The 19,896-nt window shown below is 75.4% G+C and carries 13 protein-coding genes; 8 read left to right on the top strand and 5 right to left on the bottom strand.

Annotated features, from left to right (window positions below):
• The first annotated feature begins 123 nt into the window (after nucleotides 1-123).
• The 6 genes from IPL61_29380 (at nucleotide 124) to IPL61_29355 (ending at nucleotide 7,261) form a co-directional block, all read left to right on the top strand.
• On the top strand, nucleotides 124-885 hold the full coding sequence (locus tag IPL61_29380; protein ID MBK9035320.1) for a hypothetical protein: 762 nt from the start codon (nucleotides 124-126) through the stop codon (nucleotides 883-885).
• Between the two features lie 52 nt (nucleotides 886-937).
• Nucleotides 938-1,465, top strand: a complete 528-nt coding sequence (locus IPL61_29375; protein ID MBK9035319.1) for a hypothetical protein — start codon at nucleotides 938-940, stop codon at nucleotides 1,463-1,465.
• The gene (locus IPL61_29370; GenBank protein ID MBK9035318.1) at nucleotides 1,465-3,579 is read left to right on the top strand and encodes an ATP-binding protein; all 2,115 of its coding nucleotides are present in this window, start codon (nucleotides 1,465-1,467) and stop codon (nucleotides 3,577-3,579) included. Before IPL61_29375 ends, IPL61_29370 begins: the two co-directional genes overlap by 1 nt.
• Before the next feature lie 42 nt (nucleotides 3,580-3,621).
• Nucleotides 3,622-4,314, top strand: coding sequence for a hypothetical protein (locus IPL61_29365; protein MBK9035317.1), 693 nt, complete (start codon nucleotides 3,622-3,624; stop codon nucleotides 4,312-4,314).
• Nucleotides 4,315-4,318: 4 nt separating this feature from the next.
• Nucleotides 4,319-5,125 carry a hypothetical protein gene (locus tag IPL61_29360; GenBank protein MBK9035316.1) on the top strand — a complete coding sequence of 269 codons (807 nt, stop codon included), beginning with the start codon at nucleotides 4,319-4,321 and terminating at the stop codon, nucleotides 5,123-5,125.
• Nucleotides 5,126-5,215: 90 nt separating this feature from the next.
• Nucleotides 5,216-7,261: a cation:proton antiporter gene (locus IPL61_29355; protein ID MBK9035315.1), complete on the top strand. Its 2,046-nt coding sequence runs from the start codon at nucleotides 5,216-5,218 to the stop codon at nucleotides 7,259-7,261.
• A gap of 3 nt (nucleotides 7,262-7,264) precedes the next feature.
• Here IPL61_29355 and IPL61_29350 read toward each other — a convergent pair whose 3' ends face one another.
• The 5 genes from IPL61_29350 to IPL61_29330 all read right to left on the bottom strand — a co-directional run bounded on the left by IPL61_29350 (nucleotide 7,265) and on the right by IPL61_29330 (nucleotide 15,985).
• Entirely contained in the window at nucleotides 7,265-7,930 is a 666-nt protein-coding gene (locus IPL61_29350; protein ID MBK9035314.1) for a hypothetical protein, read from the bottom strand.
• Nucleotides 7,931-8,044: 114 nt separating this feature from the next.
• Nucleotides 8,045-11,815: a protein kinase gene (locus tag IPL61_29345; GenBank protein ID MBK9035313.1), complete on the bottom strand. Its 3,771-nt coding sequence runs from the start codon at nucleotides 11,813-11,815 to the stop codon at nucleotides 8,045-8,047.
• An 11-nt stretch (nucleotides 11,816-11,826) separates the two neighbouring features.
• Nucleotides 11,827-14,049 (bottom strand): molybdopterin-dependent oxidoreductase, encoded by a 2,223-nt coding sequence (locus tag IPL61_29340; GenBank protein ID MBK9035312.1) that lies wholly within the window; start codon nucleotides 14,047-14,049, stop codon nucleotides 11,827-11,829.
• 253 nt (nucleotides 14,050-14,302) lie between these two features.
• Nucleotides 14,303-15,127, bottom strand: coding sequence for a hypothetical protein (locus tag IPL61_29335; protein ID MBK9035311.1), 825 nt, complete (start codon nucleotides 15,125-15,127; stop codon nucleotides 14,303-14,305).
• A 45-nt stretch (nucleotides 15,128-15,172) separates the two neighbouring features.
• Nucleotides 15,173-15,985, bottom strand: a complete 813-nt coding sequence (locus IPL61_29330) for a glutamate racemase (GenBank protein ID MBK9035310.1) — start codon at nucleotides 15,983-15,985, stop codon at nucleotides 15,173-15,175.
• Nucleotides 15,986-16,427: 442 nt separating this feature from the next.
• Here IPL61_29330 and IPL61_29325 point away from each other — a divergent pair, with 442 nt between their 5' ends.
• Both IPL61_29325 and IPL61_29320 read left to right on the top strand, forming a co-directional pair.
• Entirely contained in the window at nucleotides 16,428-17,612 is a 1,185-nt protein-coding gene (locus IPL61_29325; GenBank protein ID MBK9035309.1) for an HD domain-containing protein, read from the top strand.
• 69 nt (nucleotides 17,613-17,681) lie between these two features.
• Nucleotides 17,682-19,889, top strand: a complete 2,208-nt coding sequence (locus IPL61_29320; GenBank protein ID MBK9035308.1) for a hypothetical protein — start codon at nucleotides 17,682-17,684, stop codon at nucleotides 19,887-19,889.
• Nucleotides 19,890-19,896: the final 7 nt, after the last annotated feature.

The raw sequence follows: 19,896 nt of genomic DNA, 5'->3' as shown, positions 1-19,896 counted from the left end.
CCTAAAATCAATAGTAGTCCCAGGTGGTTGTGACCCAGGAACCGGTCCCCTGTGATGCCGGGGAAGGATCGGTGGCCGGGTGCCGTATTCTGATCGGACGCCAACACTGCCTGGAGAAGACCGATGCCCGAGCCAAGCCACGCCCGACGACCTGGAGACGAAGAGCGCGAGCTCCCCAAGAAAGAGGTGAGCGCGACGGCGGCGGCGCGGCTCGATCAGGCCCGCGCGGCGATCACCGCGACCAAGGCGGTGCTGAACTTCGGCGCCGGCAACCAGGTCGAGGCGCTGCGCGCCACCAACCTGAACTCGATGGCGCGCCTGCAGGTCATGCGCGACAACAAGTACTGGGAGATCGCCCCGGAGGTCCGCTCGATCGCCGCGGCCAACCCCGAGGCGCTGTTCGCCGCCAAGGCCGACCTGGCCCACGGCGGCAACTGCGGTGAGCACGCCTGGGTCGCGTACCACTACCTGCGCCAGCACGCGGCCGGGCAGCACATCCAGGTCTCGGCCAAGGAGGGCCTCGACCACGCGTTCGTGCTGATCGGCGACGTCCAGGGCGCCGACAAGGACGCCGACATCGCGGTCTCGGATCCGTGGCCGACGCGGGCCCGCGCGTGCCTGTGGGAGGACCACTTCGCGTTCACGCCGGATCGCGGCCAGATCGAGGACTACGCTTCGATGGTCGCCGACGGTGAGAGCAAGAAGTCGGCGATCGCCGCCGGCCTCAAGCTGTCGGCCGAGGGCCTGGCGTACGTCCACGCCAAGGCCAGCGATACGGAGACCGAGGACGTGGTCGGCAAGTCGCGCGAGAACCACCTGTGGAACCACCCCAACACCGAGGCGAGTGGCTCCCAGTTCAACTACGTGAACCAGGACGGCCAGTGATCGGGGCGCCCGCGGCCTCGCGGTCGCGGCGCGCGCGTGGCATCCTGACCGCGTGACGTCGACTCGTCCGCACGTCCTGGCGGTGGCGCTGGTGTTCGCCGGGTGCTCCGGCGCGAAGAACGACGCGCCGCGGCCGACCGATCCCACGTCGGCGGCGGCGCAGGACGCGCCGTCCGGAGGTTCTGCCATGACCCAGCCTGATCCTGCCGCCACGCCCTCGCAGGCGCTGACGCCCACCGCCGAGCTGCTCGCGTGGCTCGATCACAACGGCGGCGCCCGCGACATCGGCGGTCCGCCCCGGCTCAAGCTGCCGGTCGAGGTCACGATGGACGCCGACCGGCTCGGGATCGTCGGCGCGACCCTCGGCGAGGTCGCGGTCAAGCTCGACGACACCGCGCTCGGCATCGCGCTGGCCGATCGCGTGCGCCAGAAGTGCCCGGCCGGCTCGACGACGTGCAAGGTGTGGCTCGAGGGCACGTGGCGCGGCCACGACGCCGCCGGCGGTCAGATCCAGGTGACGAAGTTCGCCGGCCTGATCGGGGCCAACGACGCGGGGGATCGCGTCGAGATCCTGCCGTAGTGGACGCCGCCGCGCTGAACCCGCGGCCGACCGGGCCCCGCTGCGATCGCCTGGCCGCGCTGCGGCTGCTCGAGCACGAGCGCCTGCTGGCGCTGGCGCTGGCGGTGCGCGCGATCGCCGGCGACTGGGATCGCGGGCTGCTCGGCGGCGCGATCGACGGCGCGCTGCCTCACGAGGCCGAGGTGCTCGGCCTGTACACCACCCGCAGCGGGCTGGCGCGCGACCGCGTCGTCCAGGCCGAGGCCGGCGTGACCGCGGCGATGCAGGCGGTGCGCGACCTCGAGGAGGCAACCCCGGCCCGGTGGCCGCTGGTCGAGCTGATCGACGAGTTCGGCCTGTCGCCGCTGGCCCGGCTGATCCTGATGGTGGCGGTGGCGCCGCACATCTCCGACGAGGCCGCGCGGCTGTACCGCATCCTGGCCAACGATCCGCTCCGGGCGCTGATCGACCTGGGCCTCGTGACCCGGCTCCTGGGCCCGCGGGTCAACCCGCACGACGTCGCGCGCGAGCTCGATCCCGATCGCCCGCTGGTGCGGTTCGGACTGATCCAGGTGGCCGAGGGCCCGGTGCGGCGCTTCGCGGCGCTCAGCGTCGATCCGCTGGTGATCGCGCGCCTGCGCGGCGAGGCCCTGACCGCCGATCCCGACGCGGCGCTGCCGGTGGTCACCGCCGCGCGCACGATCGACCAGCTGCTGATCGAGCCGGCGGCCGCCACGGCGCTGGTCGAGGCCGTCGCCCGGCCGCGCCCGCCGACCGCGCCGCTGCGGCTGATCGTGCGCGGCCGGATCGGCAGCGGTCGGCGCGCGGTGCTGGCGGCGCTGGCCCACGCGGCCGGGCGCCAGCTGGCGATGGTGCACGTGCTGCACGTGACCGACGGCGGTCGCCCGAGCGCCGCGGCGATCCGGCGCGCGCTCGAGCGCTGCACCGTGGCCGGCTGGATCCCGTGCCTCGACGGCGTCGATCTGATCCCGACCGACGAGCGCTTGTTGTTGCAGCAGATCCGGCACGTGGTCGCCCGCCACCCGGGTCCGCTGGTGGCCCGGGTCGAGCCTGACACGCGACCGCCGATCGACGCCGGCTACGACCTGGTCGAGCTCGAGGACCTGACCGAGAGCCGGCGGCGCGAGGTGTGGCTGGGCGCGCTGGCGGCGCGCGCGATCCCGGCCGAGGGCTTGAGCGATCTGGCGGCGCGCTGGCGCATCGGGCCCGGCACCATCACCAACGTCGTCGCCGGCCTGCCCGAGGACGGTCGCGCGATCACGCCGGCGGTCATCACCGGCGCGGTCGGCCAGTACCTCGATCGCCGGCTCGGCGACGTGGCCGAGCGCATCCGCAACCTGCCGCGGCTCGAGCAGCTGGTGCTGCCGCCCGACATCCTGGACAGCTTGAAGGAGTTCCTGGCGCGCATGAGGCTGTCGCGCCAGGTGTTCGAGGAGTGGGGCATGGAGCGCGTCGCGACCACGTCGCGCGGCATCGTCGCGCTGTTCGAGGGCCCGCCCGGCACCGGCAAGACCATGGTCGCGGGCGCGCTCGCGCGGGAGCTGGGCATCGAGCTGTTCCGGGTCGACCTGTCGCGGGTCATGTCGAAGTGGATCGGCGAGACCGAGCGCAACCTCGCCAACGTCTTCGCCGCGGCCGAGGAGTCGCAGGCGCTGATGCTGTTCGACGAGGCCGACTCGCTGTTCACCAAGCGCACCGAGGTGAAGTCGAGCAACGACCGCTACGCCAACCTCGAGGTCAACTACCTGCTGCAGCGCCTCGACAGCTTCACCGGCGCGGCGATCCTGACCACCAACTTCGGCGCCGCGATCGACACCGCGTTCCGTCGGCGCCTGGCGTTCCGGGTGCTGTTCCCGATCCCCGACGAGGAGCTGCGCGAGCAGCTGTGGCGCGCGCACCTGCCGAAGGACCTGCCGCTCGGGGACGATCTCGACCTGGCCGACCTGGCGCGACGCTACGAGTTCACCGGCGGCTCGGTCCGCAACTGCACGGTCCGGGCCGCATTCCTGGCCGCGGCCGAGGGCCTGCCCATGGGCCAGGAGCACCTCCGGCGCGCGATCCGGCTCGAGTATCGCTCGGCGGGCAAGCTGGCCGAAGGCGGCCCGCTGGAGTAACCCGACGGCGCCCGTCGACGGGCAGGCGTGTATAGTGCCGGCATGGCACGCACGCCCGCCAAGTCCGCCAAACCTGCGCGGCCCTCGTCCCGGGCCGCGGCGAAGAAGCAGCCGGCCGCCAAGGCCAAGCCGGCCGCGAAGGCCAAGGCCGCCAAGGCCGCGCGGTCCGAGCCCGCGCTCGCGCCGGCGCCGGACGTCCTCAACAGCGATCCGTCGCTGTTCGCGCCGCTCACACCCGGCGAGTCGGCCGACGCCGTGCGCACGCTGACCGAGGACCGCCGGGTCGCGGCCATGGCCAAGGTCGGGCGCTACCGCGTGGTCGCGACCGAGCCGCTGGTGGTCAAGCCGCCGCACTGGATCCACGGCCACCGCCTGGCGCGGGTCGTGGTCTACGACTACGCGGCCGACCGCTGCGTCGACGCGTGCGTCGATCTCGACGCCGGCGTGGTCGCGCACCTCGACATCACCCGGGCCCAGCCGATGCTGTCGCGCGAGGAGGAGGCCCTCGCCACGTCGGTCGCGACGCTCGACGAGGGCGTCCGCGCCAGCCTGGCCATGGGCGACGAGCCGCTGGTGACGATGCACTACTGGGGCAAGGACGCGAGCGACGCGGCGTTCGAGCGGCGCTCGGCGGCGGTGGTGTTCGGGCGCCACGGCGGCCACCCCTCGGTGGTGGCGGTGGTGGATCTCCTCGACAACCTGGTCACCGCCGTGGTGCCCGCGAGCCAGTGGTGAAGCCATGAGCAACGTCATCAGCGAGGCGAACTGGAAGTTCCACTGGCGGCTCACCGAGTCGGCCGGGATCATGATCTACCTCGCCGAGTACCGCGGCCGCCGCGTGCTGTGGGAGGCGTCGTTGCCGTACGTCACCGTCGACCACCAGCGCGACGTGCTCGAGGTCCAGAGCGACGGCGCCGAGACCCGGGGCCCGTGGTGGGTGCCGCTGGGCACGCGCACGCTGGCCGGCAACGTCCGGGTGCAGCCGTTCCGCGGCGGCGTCGAGCTGTCGGCCGACTTCACCGCCGGGCCGTACCACTACCTGCAGATGTGGCGGTTCCACGACGACGGCCGGCTGTGCCCGTGGCTCACGATCCACGGCTCGGGCCTCCACGACCAGCACACCTACCACCCGCACTGGCGGTTCGACTTCGACCTCGACGGCGCCGGCCACGACGCGCTCGAGGCGTTCATCGACGGCGGCTGGCAGCGGGTCGAGGAGGAGGGCTGGTTCCCGCACACCGGCGAGGCCGACGAGGGCGGCTTCGTCTGGCGGCAGATCGACTTCCCCTCGGGCGCGGCGGTCAACCTGCGGCCCCACACCTGGGACGACGCCGAGCTGTTCGCGGTGCGCTACCACGACGGCGAGTGGGCGCCGTTCTCGCCGCGGCCCGCCGCCGGCGCCGCGCCGTTCCCGGCCGCCTACGTCGGGCGCGAGCCGCTCGAGGACCACGACGTCGCGCTGTGGTACGTCGCGCACGTCCACTACGACCAGTCGTTCCCGTACACCGCGGGGCCGTGGATCAAGCTCGAGGGCTTCGGTCGGTAGGTGCGGCGCGTGCCGGGCCGCGCGGCGGGTGGCGACGGGGAACGTGCCATTGCGAATCGCCCGGGCGACGGTCCCGGCTAGACTGGCGGCGTGACGGGCCACGATCTGATCCAGACGCTCGCGCTGGTGGTCGGCACCGCCGCGGTCGTGACGGTCGTGTTCCAGCGCCTGCGCCTGCCGGTGGTGCTGGGCTACCTGGCCGCCGGAATGCTGGTCGGGCCCCACACCTCGGTGCCGTTCTTCGCCGACGAGGGCATCGTCGCCATCCTGGCCGAGCTGGGCGTCATCCTGCTGATGTTCTCGATCGGCATGGAGCTGTCGGTCCGCGGCGTCATCGGCGTCGGGATCGGCGCGGTGGCGGCGACGGTGCTCGAGGTCGGCACGATGGTCGCGGCCGGCGCCGCGATCGGTGGCGTGTTCGGGCTCGACGGCCGCGCCAGCCTGTTCGTCGGGGCCATGGTCGGCATCTCGTCGACGACGATCATCTCGCGCACGCTCGACGAGCAGCCGCCGCCGCCGGCGCAGCGCCGCCGGGTGTTCGGCCTGCTGGTGGTCGAGGACCTGCTGGCGATCCTGCTGTTGACGGTGCTGACCGCGGTCAGCCGCGGCGCCGGCCTCGGCGTCGAGGCCCTGCTCGAGACCCTGGCCAAGCTCGCGGGCTTCCTGGCCGCCACGATCATCGTCGGCATGCTGGTGGTGCCGCGGCTGATCCGGGCCACCGTCGCGCTGGGCCGCCACGAGACCACGCTGGTCGGCGTGATCGGCCTGTGCTTCGCCCTGGCCACGCTGGCCCACGTCGCCGGCTACTCGGTGGCGCTGGGCGCGTTCCTCGCCGGCGCCCTGGTCGCCGAGGGCGGGGTCAACCACGACATCGAGCCGCTGGTCGAGCCGGTCCGCGATCTGTTCGCCGCGATCTTCTTCGTGTCGGTCGGCATGCTGATCGATCCGGCCGCGATCGCGTCGTCGTGGCTGGAGATCCTGGTCATCCTGGCGGTGGTCGTCGTGGGCAAGATCGTCGCGGTGTCGACCGGCGTGTTCCTGGCCGGCCACGGCATCCGCGCCGCGGTCACCACCGGCATGACCATGGCGCAGATCGGCGAGCTGTCGTTCGTCGCCGCCAGCATCGGGGTCGGCAGCGGGGTGCTGCCGCCGCGGTGGTACGCGGTCGCGGTCGCGGTGTCGGCGATCACCACCGCGCTGACCCCGCCGCTGGTCCGGCTGGGCCCGCGGGTCGCCGCGGGGATCGAGGCTCGGCTGCCGCGGCGGCTGGCGACCTTCGCGGCGCTGTACGGCTCGTGGATCGAGCGGGCCCGGGCCGGGCCGCGCGACGTCGGCCCGCTGCGGCGGTCGGCCCGCCGGCTCGCCATCGACGGGGTGGCGCTGTTCGCGCTGGTGCTGGGCGCCGGCCTGGCGCGGCGCCGGGCGGTGGCCGCGCTCGGCGAGCGGCTGGCGCTCGACCCGCGGTGGGCGACGCTGGCGCTGCTCGGCGTCGTGGTCCTGGCCGCGCTGCCGCTGCTCCTGGGCATGGCTCGGATGTCGCGGACCGTGGCCACCGGCGTGGCCGAGCGTGCGCTGCCGGCGGGCGCCGGCCTCGATCTGGGCGCGGCGCCGCGGCGCATGCTGATCATGGCGCTGCAGGTGCCCGTGCTGCTGGTGGCGCTGGTGCCGGCGCTGGCGGTGGCCGGGGCGTTCGCGCCGTCGGTGGCGGCGGCGGTGGTGGCCGCGATGGTGGCGTTCGAGGCCTGGCGGGTGTGGCGCAGCGCCGGCGATCTCGACGCCCACGTGCGCGCCGGCGCCGAGGCGATCGTCGAGGTCCTGGCCGCCGCCGGCAAGCGCGTGGCCGGGCAGCGCCCGACCGAGGCCACCGCCGATCTGTCCGCGATCGAGGCCGTGCTGCCGGGGCTGGGCACGCCGACCGCGGTGCGGGTCACCGCCGGCAGCGCGCTGGCGGGCCAGACGCTGGCCGCGACCAACCTGCGCGGCACTACGGGCGCGACCGTGCTGGCGATCCAGCGCGGCGAGGTCAGCATCCCGGTGCCGGCGGCCGTCGACATCATCGAGGTCGGTGACGTGCTGGCGCTGGCGGGCTCGAGCGAGGCGATCGCCGCGGCCGCGGCCCTGCTCGCGCCGCCGTGACGATCAGAACGGGTTGCGGCGCGGGCCGTGATCGACGACCGCACAGCGCCCGGCGGTGCAGGTCGCGGTGTAGCGCCCCTGGTTCTCTTGCAGCCGCCGCTCATAGTCGGGGCCGCCCATGCCGCAGGCCTCGGGCCGCTTCGCCAGCGTGCGCCGGGCCTCGGCCAGGTGCGCGACCGCGACCCCGACCGGATCCGACGGGAAGCAGGTCGTGCGGGTGAACAGCACGGTGCAGTCGGCCTGGGCCCGGCACGCGTAGAGCGCGCCGCCGCTACCGCCGCCGCTGCCGCCGCCGTAGCTAGAACCGCCGTAGCCGTAGCCGCCGTAGCCGTAGCCACCGTAGCCGTAGCCGCCATAGCCGTAGCCGCCGTAGCCGCCGTAGCTCTGCCCGCCGTAGCCGCCATACCCAGAGCCGCCATAGCCGTAGCCGCCGTAGCCGTAGCCGCCGTAGCCGTAGCTGCCGTGGGCGGACCCGCCGTAGCCCTGCCCGCTGCCCTCGACGATCATCGGCCCGCCCGGCGCGCCGCCTGGTGGTGGCTGCGCCGAGGCCAGCGGTCCGCTGGGCACGCGCACGCACGCCGCGAACGTCAACGACGCGAGCAAGCTCGCGGCGGCCAGCGACGCGACGGCACGGAGCGATGGGGAGGACGGGGTCGCGAGGTCGGTCATTGAGCTCCTGACGCAGCAGCGCCGGCGATGCGCCTGAGAAGTTTGGTGCACAGCGTGTGGCGCGAACGCCGCACCCGCCCTCATGAATACCACCGCGCCCGACGGCGTCCGACCTCAAAGGCCCGGCAAGACGCCCGCGCACGCGTCGGGATCGAACGCGGCCGCGGCCAGGCCGCTGCCGTCGAGGCGCCACGGCGCCACGCACCGCGCCAGCGCGGCCGCGTCGACGACCGGCGCGGCGATCGTCCACAGGTAGACCACGCCCGAGCCGCCGCCGAACGCCAGCGCGCGCCCGTCGGGGCTCCACGCGAGCTGGGTCACCAGCGCCGGCAGCTCGGGCGTCGCGAGCAGCTGGCGGCCGGTGGCGGGATCCCAGACCCGCACGCGGCGCCCGCCGGCCGAGGCCAGGAGCGCGCCGTCGGGGCGGAACGCCAGCGCCGCGAGGCCGTCGTCGATGCGCCAGCTCCGGATCGGCGCCGCGTCGGCGGCGTCGCGCAGCACCACCTCGCCGCTCGGCGTGCCCACCGCGACCAGCCGGCCGTGCGGCGGACGCGCGGGCGCCGGCGACACCGCGGCCGCGAACGCGCCCTCCTGCTCGGCGCGGCCGTGGACCTGGCCGTCGCGATCGATCACCAGCACGCTGTCCGGCGCCGCGGCGACGAGCCGGTCGTCGGCGACGATCAGCTCGCGCAGGCGATCCGGAAACGGCCGCAGGTTGGCGCGCGGGGTCAGGGTCGCGGCGTCCCAGAGCGCGGCTCGATCGTTGGTCTGGGTCGCGAGCACCTGCTCGTCCCCCAAGAGCGCGACGTCCCACGCCGGCCCGCCGAGCTCCGCGTGCCCGAGCGCGCGCCCGGTCGCGACCTCCCAGGCGTAGACGCCGGTGCCGGCGGCCACGAACGCGCGCGCGCCATCGCGCGTGAAGACGACCCGGCGGGCGCGCCCCGGATGGGGCCAGGTCGCGAGCTCGGTGCCGGTGGCCACGTCCCACAGCGTGACCGCGCCGTCCTCGCGCGCGGTCGCGACCCGGGTCTCATCGGGCGACAGCCGCAGCGACCGCAGCCCGCGCGCGTGGTTGTGGAACTGGCCGCCGTCGTCGAGCGACCGGATCGCCGGTTCGACGTAGTCGGCGGCGCCGAACACCCGCACCGCGCCGGTCGCGAGGTCGAGCCGGCGCGCGGTGCCGTCGTTGGCCGCGGTCCACAGCGCCGTGCCCGCGCGATCGAAGGTCAGCTCGCGGATCCGCGCCTGGTGCAGCGGCACGCGGCGCAGCGGCACCTCGGGCGCGAGCTGCCACACCCGCGGCCGCCCGGCGCCGAACGTGACCAGGTGGTCGCCGCGCGCGATCACGCCCGGGTTCAGCTCCTCGAACGGCAGCACCGACCGCCGCTCGCCCGTGGCCGGATCCCACACCGCGATCGTGCCGGACTCGTCGACGGTGACCAGCCACGCGCCGACCGCGACCGCCGCCGACACCGCGTGGCGGTGCCCGATCAGCTCGGCGCGCAGCGCGCCGGTCGAGAGGTCCCACAGCCGGGCCACGGCCGCGTCGCCGTAGGTCACCGCCCACGCCCCGGTCGGCGCGACGTAGACCCCGTACGGGTCGCGGCCGTGGGTGAAGCGCCGGGTCACCCGCGGCGGCGCGGCGCCGTCGACACGCCAGGTCCGCGCCTCGCCGTCGTCGGCCACCGCCAGCAGCGAGCGGTCGTCGAGCCAGGCCGCCGCGATGGTCTTGATCGAGGGCTGCGCGATCGTCCGCGCCGTGCCGTCGGGGCCCGCGATCGCGATCACGCCGTCGGCGCCGACCGACATGAGCCGCGCGCCGTCGGGGCTGAACGCCAGCGTCCAGACCTCGCCCTGGTGCGCGCCGCGGACCGCGAGCGCGGCGTCATCGAGGCCGCCGGTCGCGACGCGCCCGCCGCCGGTCGCGACCGCGAGCCGATCGCCGCGCGGGCTCCACGCCGGCAGCCACAGCTGATCGTCGGCGGCCGGCAGGGTCCACCGACGCACGACGCGGCCCTCGTGCGCGGTGCGGATCGTCACGTCGAGCCCCGGCCCCAGGCACAGGACCAGCGCGCCGTCTGGCGACGCGCGGACGTGGTGCACGCCGGGCGCGGTCCATACCGGGCGCCGGGTGGCGAGGTCGTAGGCGCTGGCGCCCATGGCCGAGGCCGCGACCAGGAGGTGGCCGCCGTCAACGAGATCGGCGGCGAGCGTCCCGACCACGTCGGGCGGCGCGAGCGCGCGCAGCCCGGTGAAGGGCGCGGCGGCCTCGCCGAGCAGCGCGGCGAGCGTCGGGCGCGGGCCGGCGCCGGTGGCCGCGGCGAGGAACGGCAGCGCGCGCTCGGGCTCGCCGGCGATCAGGGCCTGGCGCCCGAGCTCCTCGAGCGTCTCGCCCACCCGCTGCTCGGCCAGGGCCTGGGCCTGCTCGGCGCGCGCGCGCTCGCGCTGCGCGATGGTGCGCTCGCCCCGGGCCCGATCGCGCTCGCGGGCGATGCGCGTGACGCTGAGGATCGCGAACACCGCCAGCGCCGCCAGCGCGACGGCGCCGGTCCCGACCGCGCCGCGGTGCTGGCCGACCCAGCGCCGGATGCGCTGCCAGCGCGTGTAGCGATGCGCGCCGACGAGCTGACCGGTCTGGAACCGGCGCAGATCCTCGGCCAGGCCGGCGGCGGTGGCGTAGCGATCGGCCGGCGCCCGCGCCAGCGCGTGCTCGGCGATCGTGACCAGCTCGGCCGGCAAGGTCGGCGCCAGCACCCGCAACGATCGCGGCGGCCCGGCGTCGACCGCCGCGAGGATCTGCTCGATCGTCCGGCACTCGGCGTACGGCCGCTCGCCGCCGAGCACGTGGTACAGGATGGCGCCGATCGCGTAGACGTCGGCGCGCTCGTCGAGCGGCTGGCCCGCGGCCTGCTCGGGCGCCATGTACGCCGGCGTGCCGACCACGGCGCCGACGACGGTCATGCCCGGCTCGGCGCGCTCGACCGCGACCGGCGCGCCCGACGCGGTCTCGGCGTCGCCGAGGTTGCGGGCCAGGCCCCAGTCGATGACCACGGTCTCGCCGTAGGGCCCGACGAGCACGTTCGCGGGCTTGAGGTCGCGGTGGATCACGCGCTCGCTGTGGGCGTAGGCCAGGGCCTCGGCGATCGCGATCACGTGCGGCAGGAGCGCGATCCGCGCCGCCGGCGTCGTGGCCTCGGCGATCAGCGCGTCGAGCGCGCGGCCGCGCACCAGCTTCATCGCGTAGAACGGCTCGCCCGACGGCCAGCGCCCGACCTCGTAGACCGGCACGATCGCCGGGTGCTGCAGGTTGGCCGTGACCATCGCCTCGCGCGCGAACCGCACCATCAGGTCGGCGGTCGGCCGCAACACCTCCTTGAGCGCGACCACGCGGCCGGTGCGCGGATCGCGCGCGCGGAACACCCGGCCCAGGCCGCCCCGGGCCAGCTCCCCGAGCAGCTCGAACCGATCGCGCGCGACCTCGTCGAAGCGATCGATCGACGCCGCGCGCAGGTCGTCGCCGATCGTGCGCGCGGTCGTGGCGCCGGCGTCGGTCGGCGACAAGGTCACGGCCGCGCCGACCAGGCTGTCGCCGAGCACGACCGGCGCGACCGGCGCCGCCAGCGTGGCCTCGCGCCCGGGCCCGCCGCCCGACGCCGCCACGGTCGCGTCGGTGCCCGCGACCACCGCCGCCGCGCCCGACGCCGCTACGGTCCCGTCGGCGCCCGCGACCACCGCCGCCGCACCGACCGCCACGGTCGCGGCGGTGCCCGCGACCACCGCCGCCGCGCCCGGCGCCGCCACGGTCGCGTCGGCGCCCGCGACCACCGCCGCCGCGCCGACCGCCACGGTCGCGTCGGAGCCGGCGGGATCGCGTTCGTCGGGCACCGGCGGCGATGTTACCGCGCGGCGGCGTCCACTTCGACCGGCACGCCGTTGAACGCGGCGTTGTGCGACGGCGCGTCGACGAACTCGGGGTCCGACACCCGGTTGACGTTGACGCCGCCGTGGGCGCGCGCCACCGCCATGCGCACCCCGGCCAGCTCGTGGCCGAAGCCGTGCGGCAGCGACACCACGCCCGGGCGGACCTCGTCGGAGAGCTCGACCGGCGCCAGCACCTCGCCGGCGGCGCTGCGGACCCGCGCGGTCGCGCCGTCGTCGAGCCCGCGCGCGCGCGCGTCGGCGGGGTGGATCAGCAGCGTGCAGCGGTCGCGCCCCTTCATCAGCGGCCGCAGGTTGTGCATCCACGAGTTGTTGCTGCGCAGCTCGCGCCGCCCGATCAGCACCATCGCCGGCGCCGGCGCCGCCAGCGCGGCCTCGAGGCGCGCGACGTCGGCGACGATCGCCGCCGGGGCCAGCGCGATCGCGCGGTCGGGCGTGCGCAGCACCTCGGGCAAGCGCGGCACCAGCGGCCCCAGGTCGAGCCCGTGCGGCGCCGCGCGCAGCGCCGCCAGCGTCAGGCCGCCCGGCCGCGCGCCGAAGCCGTCGCCGTACGGCCCGAGCCGCACCAGCGCATCGACGACGCGGTCGGGGCCGCGGCCGTCGAGCATGGCCAGCGCGGCGGCGACGTCGACCCGGGCCGGGGTGCCGGCCTCGACCAGGTCGGCCAGCTCGCGCGACACCAGCTCGCGCGCGACCACGTCGTCGGCCATCGCCAGCGGCGCCGCCGCCATGCCGGTCACGCCCTTGGCCAGGGTCAGCAAGATCTCCCACTCGGCCGGCGCGCCGGCGGCCCGGGCCACCGTCGGCGGCGAGTAGCGCGCGACGTTGCGGATCGCGAGCTGGTACAGCGCCAGGTCGTAGTGCGCGCGCGCCAGCGGCGACGGCGGCGGCAGGATCACGTCGGCCAGCCGCGTGGTCGCGTTGACGTAGGGATCGATCGCCAGCCGGAACTCGAGCCCGGCGATCGCCTCGGTCAGCGCGCCGACGCCGGGCGCCGACACCAGCGGGTTGCCGGCGATCGTGATCAGCGCGCGCACGCCGCCGCCGGCCAGCTCGTCGGCCAGGGTCGCGACCGGCAGCTCGCCGAACATCTCGGGCAGCCCGCGGACCGTGCTGGCGTAGCGGCCGAAGCGCGCGTCACCCCGCGTGCGGTAGCGCCCGGGCAGCGCCGCCGGCGTGGTCCACATCGCGCCGCCGGGGCGATCGAGGTTGCCGGTGAGCACGTTGACCAGATCGACCGCCCAGCTCGCGAGCGTGCCGAACTCCTGGCAGGTCGTGCCGATCCGGCCGTAGCAGGCGGCGCTCGCGGCCGCGGCGTGCTCGTGCGCCAGGCGCCGGATCGTGGCCTCGTCGAGGCCGACCCGCGCCGCCACCCGGGCCGGCGCGAACCGCGCGGCGATCGCCTCGACCTCGGCCAGCCCGGTCACGTGGCCCGCCGCCGCGCCCAGCCGGACCAGGCCGTCGGCGCACAGCACGTGCACCATCGCCAGGAGCAGCGCGGCGTCGCCGCCGGGGCGGATCGCGTGGTGCTCGTCGGCCAGCGCCGCGGTCTCGGTCCGCCGCGGATCGATGACGATGATCTTGCCGCCGCGGGCGCGGATCGCCTTCAACCGGGCCTTCACGTCGGGCGCGGTCATCAGGCTGCCGTTGGACACGACCGGGTTGGCGCCGAGGATCAGCAGCCGATCGGTGCGATCGAGATCGGGCACCGGGATCGCCAGGCCGCCGCCGAACATCAGCGCCGCGCTGACCATCTTGGGCAGCTGATCGGCCGAGCTGGCGCTGTAGCGCTGGCGGGTGCCGAGCGCGCGCACCAGCGCCGTGCCGTAGCTCATCAGGTCGAGGCTGTGCGCGGCCGGGTTGCCCAGGTACACCGCGACCGCGTCGGCGCCGTGCGCGGCCTTGATCTCGGTGAGCCGCTCGATCGCCACCGCGAACGCGGCGTCCCACGACGCGGTCCGCAGCTCGCCGTCGGCGCCGCGCACCAGCGGCGTGCGCAGCCGATCGGGATCGTCGTGCAGCGCCGCCAGCGCCGCGGCCTTGGGGCACAGGTACCCGCGCGAGAACGGATCGTCGGCGTCGCCGCGGATCCCGACGACCGCGTCGCCGTCGAGCTCGATCGCCAGGCCGCAGGTGGCCTCACACAGCGGGCAGGTGCGGTACGCGCGGGTCGTCGCCATTGGCCGCAGCCTACCGCGCCGCGTCCGGTCTCCGCGCGCGTGCCGACCGCGCCCATCGGGCCTCCGCGCGCGTGCCGACCGCGCCCATCGGGCCTCCGCGCGTGCGCCGACCGCGCCCATCGGGCCTCCGCGCGCGTGCGCGACCGCGCCCATCGGGCCTCCGCGCGTGCGCCGACCGCACCCGATCGGGCCTCCGCGCGTGCGCCGACCGCGCCCCGGCCACCGCGTGCGCCGACCGCCGCCCGCTCGACGCTCAGCACGTGTGGCAGTGCGACTCCTGGCCGATCAGCGCGCCGGTGAGGACGTCGACGAACAGCCGCTGACCGACGCAGTGCTCGGTGGTGGGCCCGCTGCAGCAGAACGCGTCGCTGTTGATGACCTCGGGCGTGGCGTGGGCCGGCAGCAGGTAGACGTCGACCGCGCGCACCCGGCGCAGCCCGCCGGCCTCATCGACCAGGTAGCCCTCGTCGCCGACCTCGATCACGTCGTCGGCGGCGATCGTGTACGTGCCCGGGCCCTGCGGCGTGCACGCGCTGAAGCGCTCGTAGCCCATCGGCGCGCCCGGGATCTCCGCCGCCACCGCCGGCGCGTCGAGGCACGCGTCGGCGACCGTCGCCCCCGCCGGCAGGTAGTCGGCGTGCAGGAACACCACCGCGTCGGTGGCGTCGACGTGCACCAGCGCGTCCTGGACCGGCGCGAACAGCGGCAGCCCGCCGTAGCGCGGCGCCCGCACCCGCACGATCTCGCGGTCGAGCACGTCGTCGTGGGTGCAGGTCACGGTCGCCCCGCCGCCGTCGAGCTGGGCCAGCTCGGGCGGGCGCCCGGTCGGCGCCAGCAGGGCCCGGCCGATCTGCTCGCAGCGCGGGCCGGTGCCGTCGAGGGCGAGCGTGGTCGGCGCGCCGAGATCGACCGACACCGCGCGGATCATCATGGGATAGCCCGTCGTGTCGCACGCGGCGGCGTCCGGTGCGGCGTCGACGACCGGCGGCCCGTCGACGGGATCAGCGCCCGACGAGCCGCAGGCGACGAGGAGGCTGGCGACGAGGAGGCTGGCGAGGACGGCGAGGCGCGCGATCATGCGCGGCAAGAGAGCACGGGCCGTGCCACCCGCAAGCGATCGCCATCACAGATCGACGAGGTCGAAGCTCGTGATCGGCTCGCCCAGGAACCGCGGCGCCAGCTCGTCGAGCCGCGAGATGTCGGTCGCGAAGCACGCCAGCGCGCCCGGCTGTGCGCGCCGGTTGTCGGTCGACGCGCCCAGCGCCGCGCCCGCGGCCGCGGCCATCGCCGACGCCGAGTCGACGATCGCGATCGGCCGACCGGCCACCTCGGCGGCGGTGCGGGTCAGCACGTCGCGCAAGAGCGGGTAGTGGGTGCAGCCGAGCACGATCGTGTCGAGGTCCGGATCCCGGACGAACAGCTCGGTCAGGTAGCGCCGCGCCACCGCGGCCGCGACGTCGTCGTCGACCCAGCCCTCCTCGGCCAGCGGCACCAGCAGCGGACACGCCAGCGCCGCGACGTGGACCGCGGGGTCGCGCGCCGTCAGCGCGCGCTCGTAGGCGCCCGAGCGCACGGTGCCGAGCGTGCCGATCACGCCGACGCGATGGTTGCGCGTCGCGGCGAGCGCGCTGGCCGCGCCGGGCTCGACGGCGCCGATGACCGGCACCGGGCTGGCCTCGATCAGCGCGGGCAGCGCGTTGGCCGAGGCGGTGTTGCACGCGATCAGCACCAGCTTGACGTCGTGCGCGAGCAGGAACCGCTGGCACGTCAGCGAGTAGCGCTCGACCGTGCGCGGGCTCTTGGAGCCGTACGGCACGCGCGCCGTGTCGCCCAGGTAGACGATGTCCTCGCCGGGCAGCCGCGCGCGCAGGGCCCGCACGACGGTCAGGCCGCCGACGCCAGAGTCGAAGACACCGATCGGGCGACGCTCGCTCATGCTTCTATAAGGCCTACACCGCGACCGATGTTCGCGGGGCTGCGCAGATCGGCCCACGTCGACCCATCAGCAGCGTACCGGTGGCCAGATTCCCCGTCGTCGACACGAACAGTGAGACGGTGTGGCGCACTGGCTGATCGATCCGCCAGTGAGGGGTCACTTCTTGCGGCGGGGCTTCTTGGTGGCGCGGGTGGCCTCGACGGCGCACCGCCGCCCCTCGTAAATCCAGAGAAGCTGCAAAAATGTCGTCGGCTTGCACCGACCGTCGGACTCGGACGAGAGCTCCCGATAGAGCTTCCCGATGCCCGGGCACGCCTTTTCGGCGAGCGGAAGCTGGCGAGCGGTGATACGTCCTTGCACTGCGCCGCCGCGCTAGAGCACGTCTCGTGCCGCCGGCCTTGACGCTGGCCGGGCCCGCCGGTAGGAAGCCCCACCCGTGTCGATGGTGGATCCCCAGGATATCTTGCGCGCTCCGGATGGCCCCGAGACCGGGGCCCGCGTCCGCGCGTGGGCGGAGGCCAACCCTCTGATCTTGTTCGATATCGCCAGCGCCATCGCCACCGAAGGAGGGCACTGGCCGGCCCCGGCCGTGACCGCAGCGGCCCAGGAGGCCTCCAGCACCATCCTGAGCGCCCCAGCGGACCAGCTCCGCGCCGCGATCGAGCCGATGCTCATGGGCCGCGACGTCGACCTCGCCCTCGAGTGGGTCCGCGAGACCGGCCTCTTGGCCCAGGTGTTCCCCGAGCTCGAGGCGACGGTCCACCTGCAGCAGGAGACCGATCGCCAGCACAAGGACGTCTGGAGCCACACCAAGCAGGTCGTCAAGCAGGCCGTGCGGCGCCCGCTGGTGCGCTGGGCCGCCCTGCTCCACGACATCGGCAAGGTGCCGACCCGCACGTTCACGCCGCAGGGCGTCCACTTCCATGGCCACGCCGAGGTCGGCGCGCGGATGTTCGACAAGGTCACCCAGCGGCTGCTCTTCGATCGCGATCATCGCCGCGCGGTGAAGTTCCTGATCCGCCACCACCTGCGCTCGAACCAGTACAGCCAGGCGTGGACCGACAGCGCGGTGCGCCGGTTCCACCGCGAGATGCTGCCGCACCTGCACGACCTGCTCGACCTGTCGCGGGCCGACATCACGTCGAAGCGGCCGGGCCGCCGCAAGCAGATCCTCGAGCAGATCTCGGCGCTGTCCGAGCGGATGGAGCGCCTGGTCGAGGAGGACGCCAAGCTGCCGCCGCTGCCGGGCGGGGTCGGCAACGCGATCATGGAGACGTTCAAGCTGCCGCCGTCGCGGCTGATCGGCGATCTCAAGCGCAGCCTCGAGGAGGCGGTCACCGCCGGCACGCTCGAGGCTCGGCGCGAGGACGCGTACTACATCGCGGCGCTGGCGCGCGCGGGCATGATCCCGGGCCTCGATCCCGCGGTCGCGGCGACGCTGATCGCCGCGGGCGGACTCACCGACGCCGACGCGGCCGACGCCGACGCGGCCGAGGCCGCCGGTGACCTGGCGGGACCTGCGCCCGAGCTCGAGCCGTCGACCCACGACGGCGATCCCGATCGGCCCCACGACGGGCCGGTGCCCTGCGGCCCCGACTGCGATCCCGACGAACCACACACGCACTGACGGGCCCGGTCGGGTTGTCTTTGCCGGCGGTTGGATCGACCGTCGGGGTTCATGCGTTGGAACGCTGCGATGCGCACGCCCGTCTACGCGACCCTGCTGATCCCGGCGCTGCTCGCGTGCGGCGGCGACAGCCACAAGCCCCCGACCAGCCCGCCGCCGCGCGTCGGCAGCGACGGCGGCGCGACGGTCACGCCTGACCTCGGCGGCGCCACCGACTGGGGCCCGGCGGCGCCGCCGCGGATCGCGCCGCACACGGCGTTCATCACGGCGACGGTGCTGGACCGCACCGCGACTGCGGCGATCTCGATCGACACGATCGGCGCGCTGCGCCTGTGGCCCGCGCTCGACGGCACCGCGGCCCCGATCGCGCTGCCGCAGCGGGGCGCCCGCGCGCTCGAGGTGGTCCGCCACGCCGGCGGCTTCGTCGTCGGCGCGATCGACGCCAGCGGCACCGCGCACCTGTTCCGGCTCACGGCCGACGGCGGGCTGCTCGATGTGGTCGACGTGCCGGCGGTGCCGCAGGCCATCGGCCTGGTCGCCAGCGCCGCCGACGCGTGGCTGGTGGTGCGGGCCGATCAGTCGATCGCCCTGGCCGACGGCCACGGCGCGATCGTCGACGAGCTCAGCCGCGACGGCACCCGCATCGAGGCGCTGCGCCCGAGCGGCGCGACCGACGCGCTGGCGATCGTCAGCCGTGCGGACGGCGTCGACCGCACGTTCGCGGCGGTGGCGATCACCGTCGCCGATCGCCACCTGCGCTGGGGCGCCGAGCGACCGCTGGCGATCGCGCCGCGCACCCCGGTCGAGCTGGCGGTCGCGCCCGACGGCGCCCACCTGGCGTACTTCGCCGACCCGGCCGCGGTGAAGGCCGCCGCCGCTGCTGCTGCCGCTGCCGCGGTGCAGCCCGCCCCGCCCCCCGGCAGCGCCGGCCCCAGCGGCGCCGGCGCGCCCGCGCCCGGCCCGCGCAAGCCTCAGCCCGATCGCCAGTTCGAGGCGCCCCGGCAGCGACTGGCGCCGCCGACCGAGCAGGCGGTCGCCGTGATCATCGCCACCGCCACCGGCGCCGACGTCACGCCCAAGGCGCTGGCCGCGCTCACGCTCACCAATCCGCAGCGGCTCGGGTTCCCGAGCGCCGACGCCCTCGACGTGTTCTCGCTCGGCGCCGGCGACTGGACCGTCGCGCTGACCGCCGACGCCGACGCCGTGACCAGCACGCTCGGGCGCAACAGCCCGCCGGCGATCGGGCCCGGCCGGGTCGTCGCCGGCATCGGCCAGAACCTCGTCGTCGCCGACGACGGCGGCGCCACGCGGTACGTCGGCTATCAGTTCGCCACCACCACCGCCGCGGCGCTGTCGCCCGACGGCACCCACGTGACCTGGGCGATGGGCGCTGGCGACGTGACCATCGAGGCGCTCGACGGCACCGGCGCGGTCACGGCGACCGCCGGGTCGGCCGTGGTCGTCGTCGAGTACGTCGACGACGCCCACGTCGTGCTGATCACCGCCACCGGCCAGGCCGTGCTGATCGCCGCCGCCGACGGCCACGTCGTGGCGCAGGCGCAGGTGCCCGGCAGCCCGCACTCGGCGGTCTGGCACCCGCGCGGGTACCTGCTCGGCGTCCGCGACGGCGGCGGGGTCTGGGCCCTGCCGATCACGCCGAGCGCGACGCCGGTGTTCGGCAAGCCCAAGGTCATCGCCGACGGGTCGTTCTCGTTCTGGCCGCGCGCGGGCGCCGACGACGCCGCGCCGGCGCTGGTCACCGTCGACTCGTCGCAGCGCGTGCGCACGTACACCGCCGCGCAGCTCGCGACCGGCGTGCCGCTGACCAAGCTCGGCGACGTGCCCAGCCGGACCATGACCGCGCAGCCGCTCCTCGTCGACAGCGCCGGCCGCGTGTACATGTTCGACGGGCGCACCGTCACGCGCTACGCCAGCGCCGCCGCCGACGATCCGCACGCCTTCGACTACCGCCAGTCGATCGAGCAGATCATCGGCGTGCCCGGCACCGACACCGCGATCCTCGCCGACGTCAACGGCGCGACCACGGCGATGGCCCTCGACGGCAGCGTGCGCTGGAGCGCCAGCCTCGGCACCAGCCTGTCGCGGCTGACCCTCGCGCGCGACGGGCGCCGCGCGCTCTTGATGTCGATGGCCGGCGCGGTCGTCCTCGACACCGCGACCGGCGCGATCGTCGCGAGCCGCTGCGGCTGGCGCTTCGGCGCGTGGCCGACCGCGCCCCAGGCCGTGAACAACCCGTTCGAGTCGGCCTGCCAGTAGCCGCGGG

The sequence above is a fragment of the Myxococcales bacterium genome (assembly GCA_016717005.1).
Taxonomy (GTDB): Bacteria; Myxococcota_A; Polyangia; order Haliangiales; family Haliangiaceae; genus UBA2376.
This window is presented reverse-complemented; position numbering and strand designations above follow the sequence as displayed.

What these genes read in the sequence shown, in the direction of transcription:
- IPL61_29380 (MBK9035320.1), top strand. Translation starts at nt 124, where the DNA reads ATGCCCGAGCCAAGCCACGCCCGACGACCTGGAGACGAAGAGCGCGAG.
- IPL61_29330 (MBK9035310.1), bottom strand. Translation starts at nt 15,985, where the DNA reads ATGAGCGAGCGTCGCCCGATCGGTGTCTTCGACTCTGGCGTCGGCGGC.
- IPL61_29340 (MBK9035312.1), bottom strand. Translation starts at nt 14,049, where the DNA reads ATGGCGACGACCCGCGCGTACCGCACCTGCCCGCTGTGTGAGGCCACC.
- IPL61_29335 (MBK9035311.1), bottom strand. Translation starts at nt 15,127, where the DNA reads ATGATCGCGCGCCTCGCCGTCCTCGCCAGCCTCCTCGTCGCCAGCCTC.
- IPL61_29320 (MBK9035308.1), top strand. Translation starts at nt 17,682, where the DNA reads ATGCGCACGCCCGTCTACGCGACCCTGCTGATCCCGGCGCTGCTCGCG.
- IPL61_29350 (MBK9035314.1), bottom strand. Translation starts at nt 7,930, where the DNA reads ATGACCGACCTCGCGACCCCGTCCTCCCCATCGCTCCGTGCCGTCGCG.
- IPL61_29365 (MBK9035317.1), top strand. Translation starts at nt 3,622, where the DNA reads ATGGCACGCACGCCCGCCAAGTCCGCCAAACCTGCGCGGCCCTCGTCC.
- IPL61_29360 (MBK9035316.1), top strand. Translation starts at nt 4,319, where the DNA reads ATGAGCAACGTCATCAGCGAGGCGAACTGGAAGTTCCACTGGCGGCTC.
- IPL61_29325 (MBK9035309.1), top strand. Translation starts at nt 16,428, where the DNA reads ATGGTGGATCCCCAGGATATCTTGCGCGCTCCGGATGGCCCCGAGACC.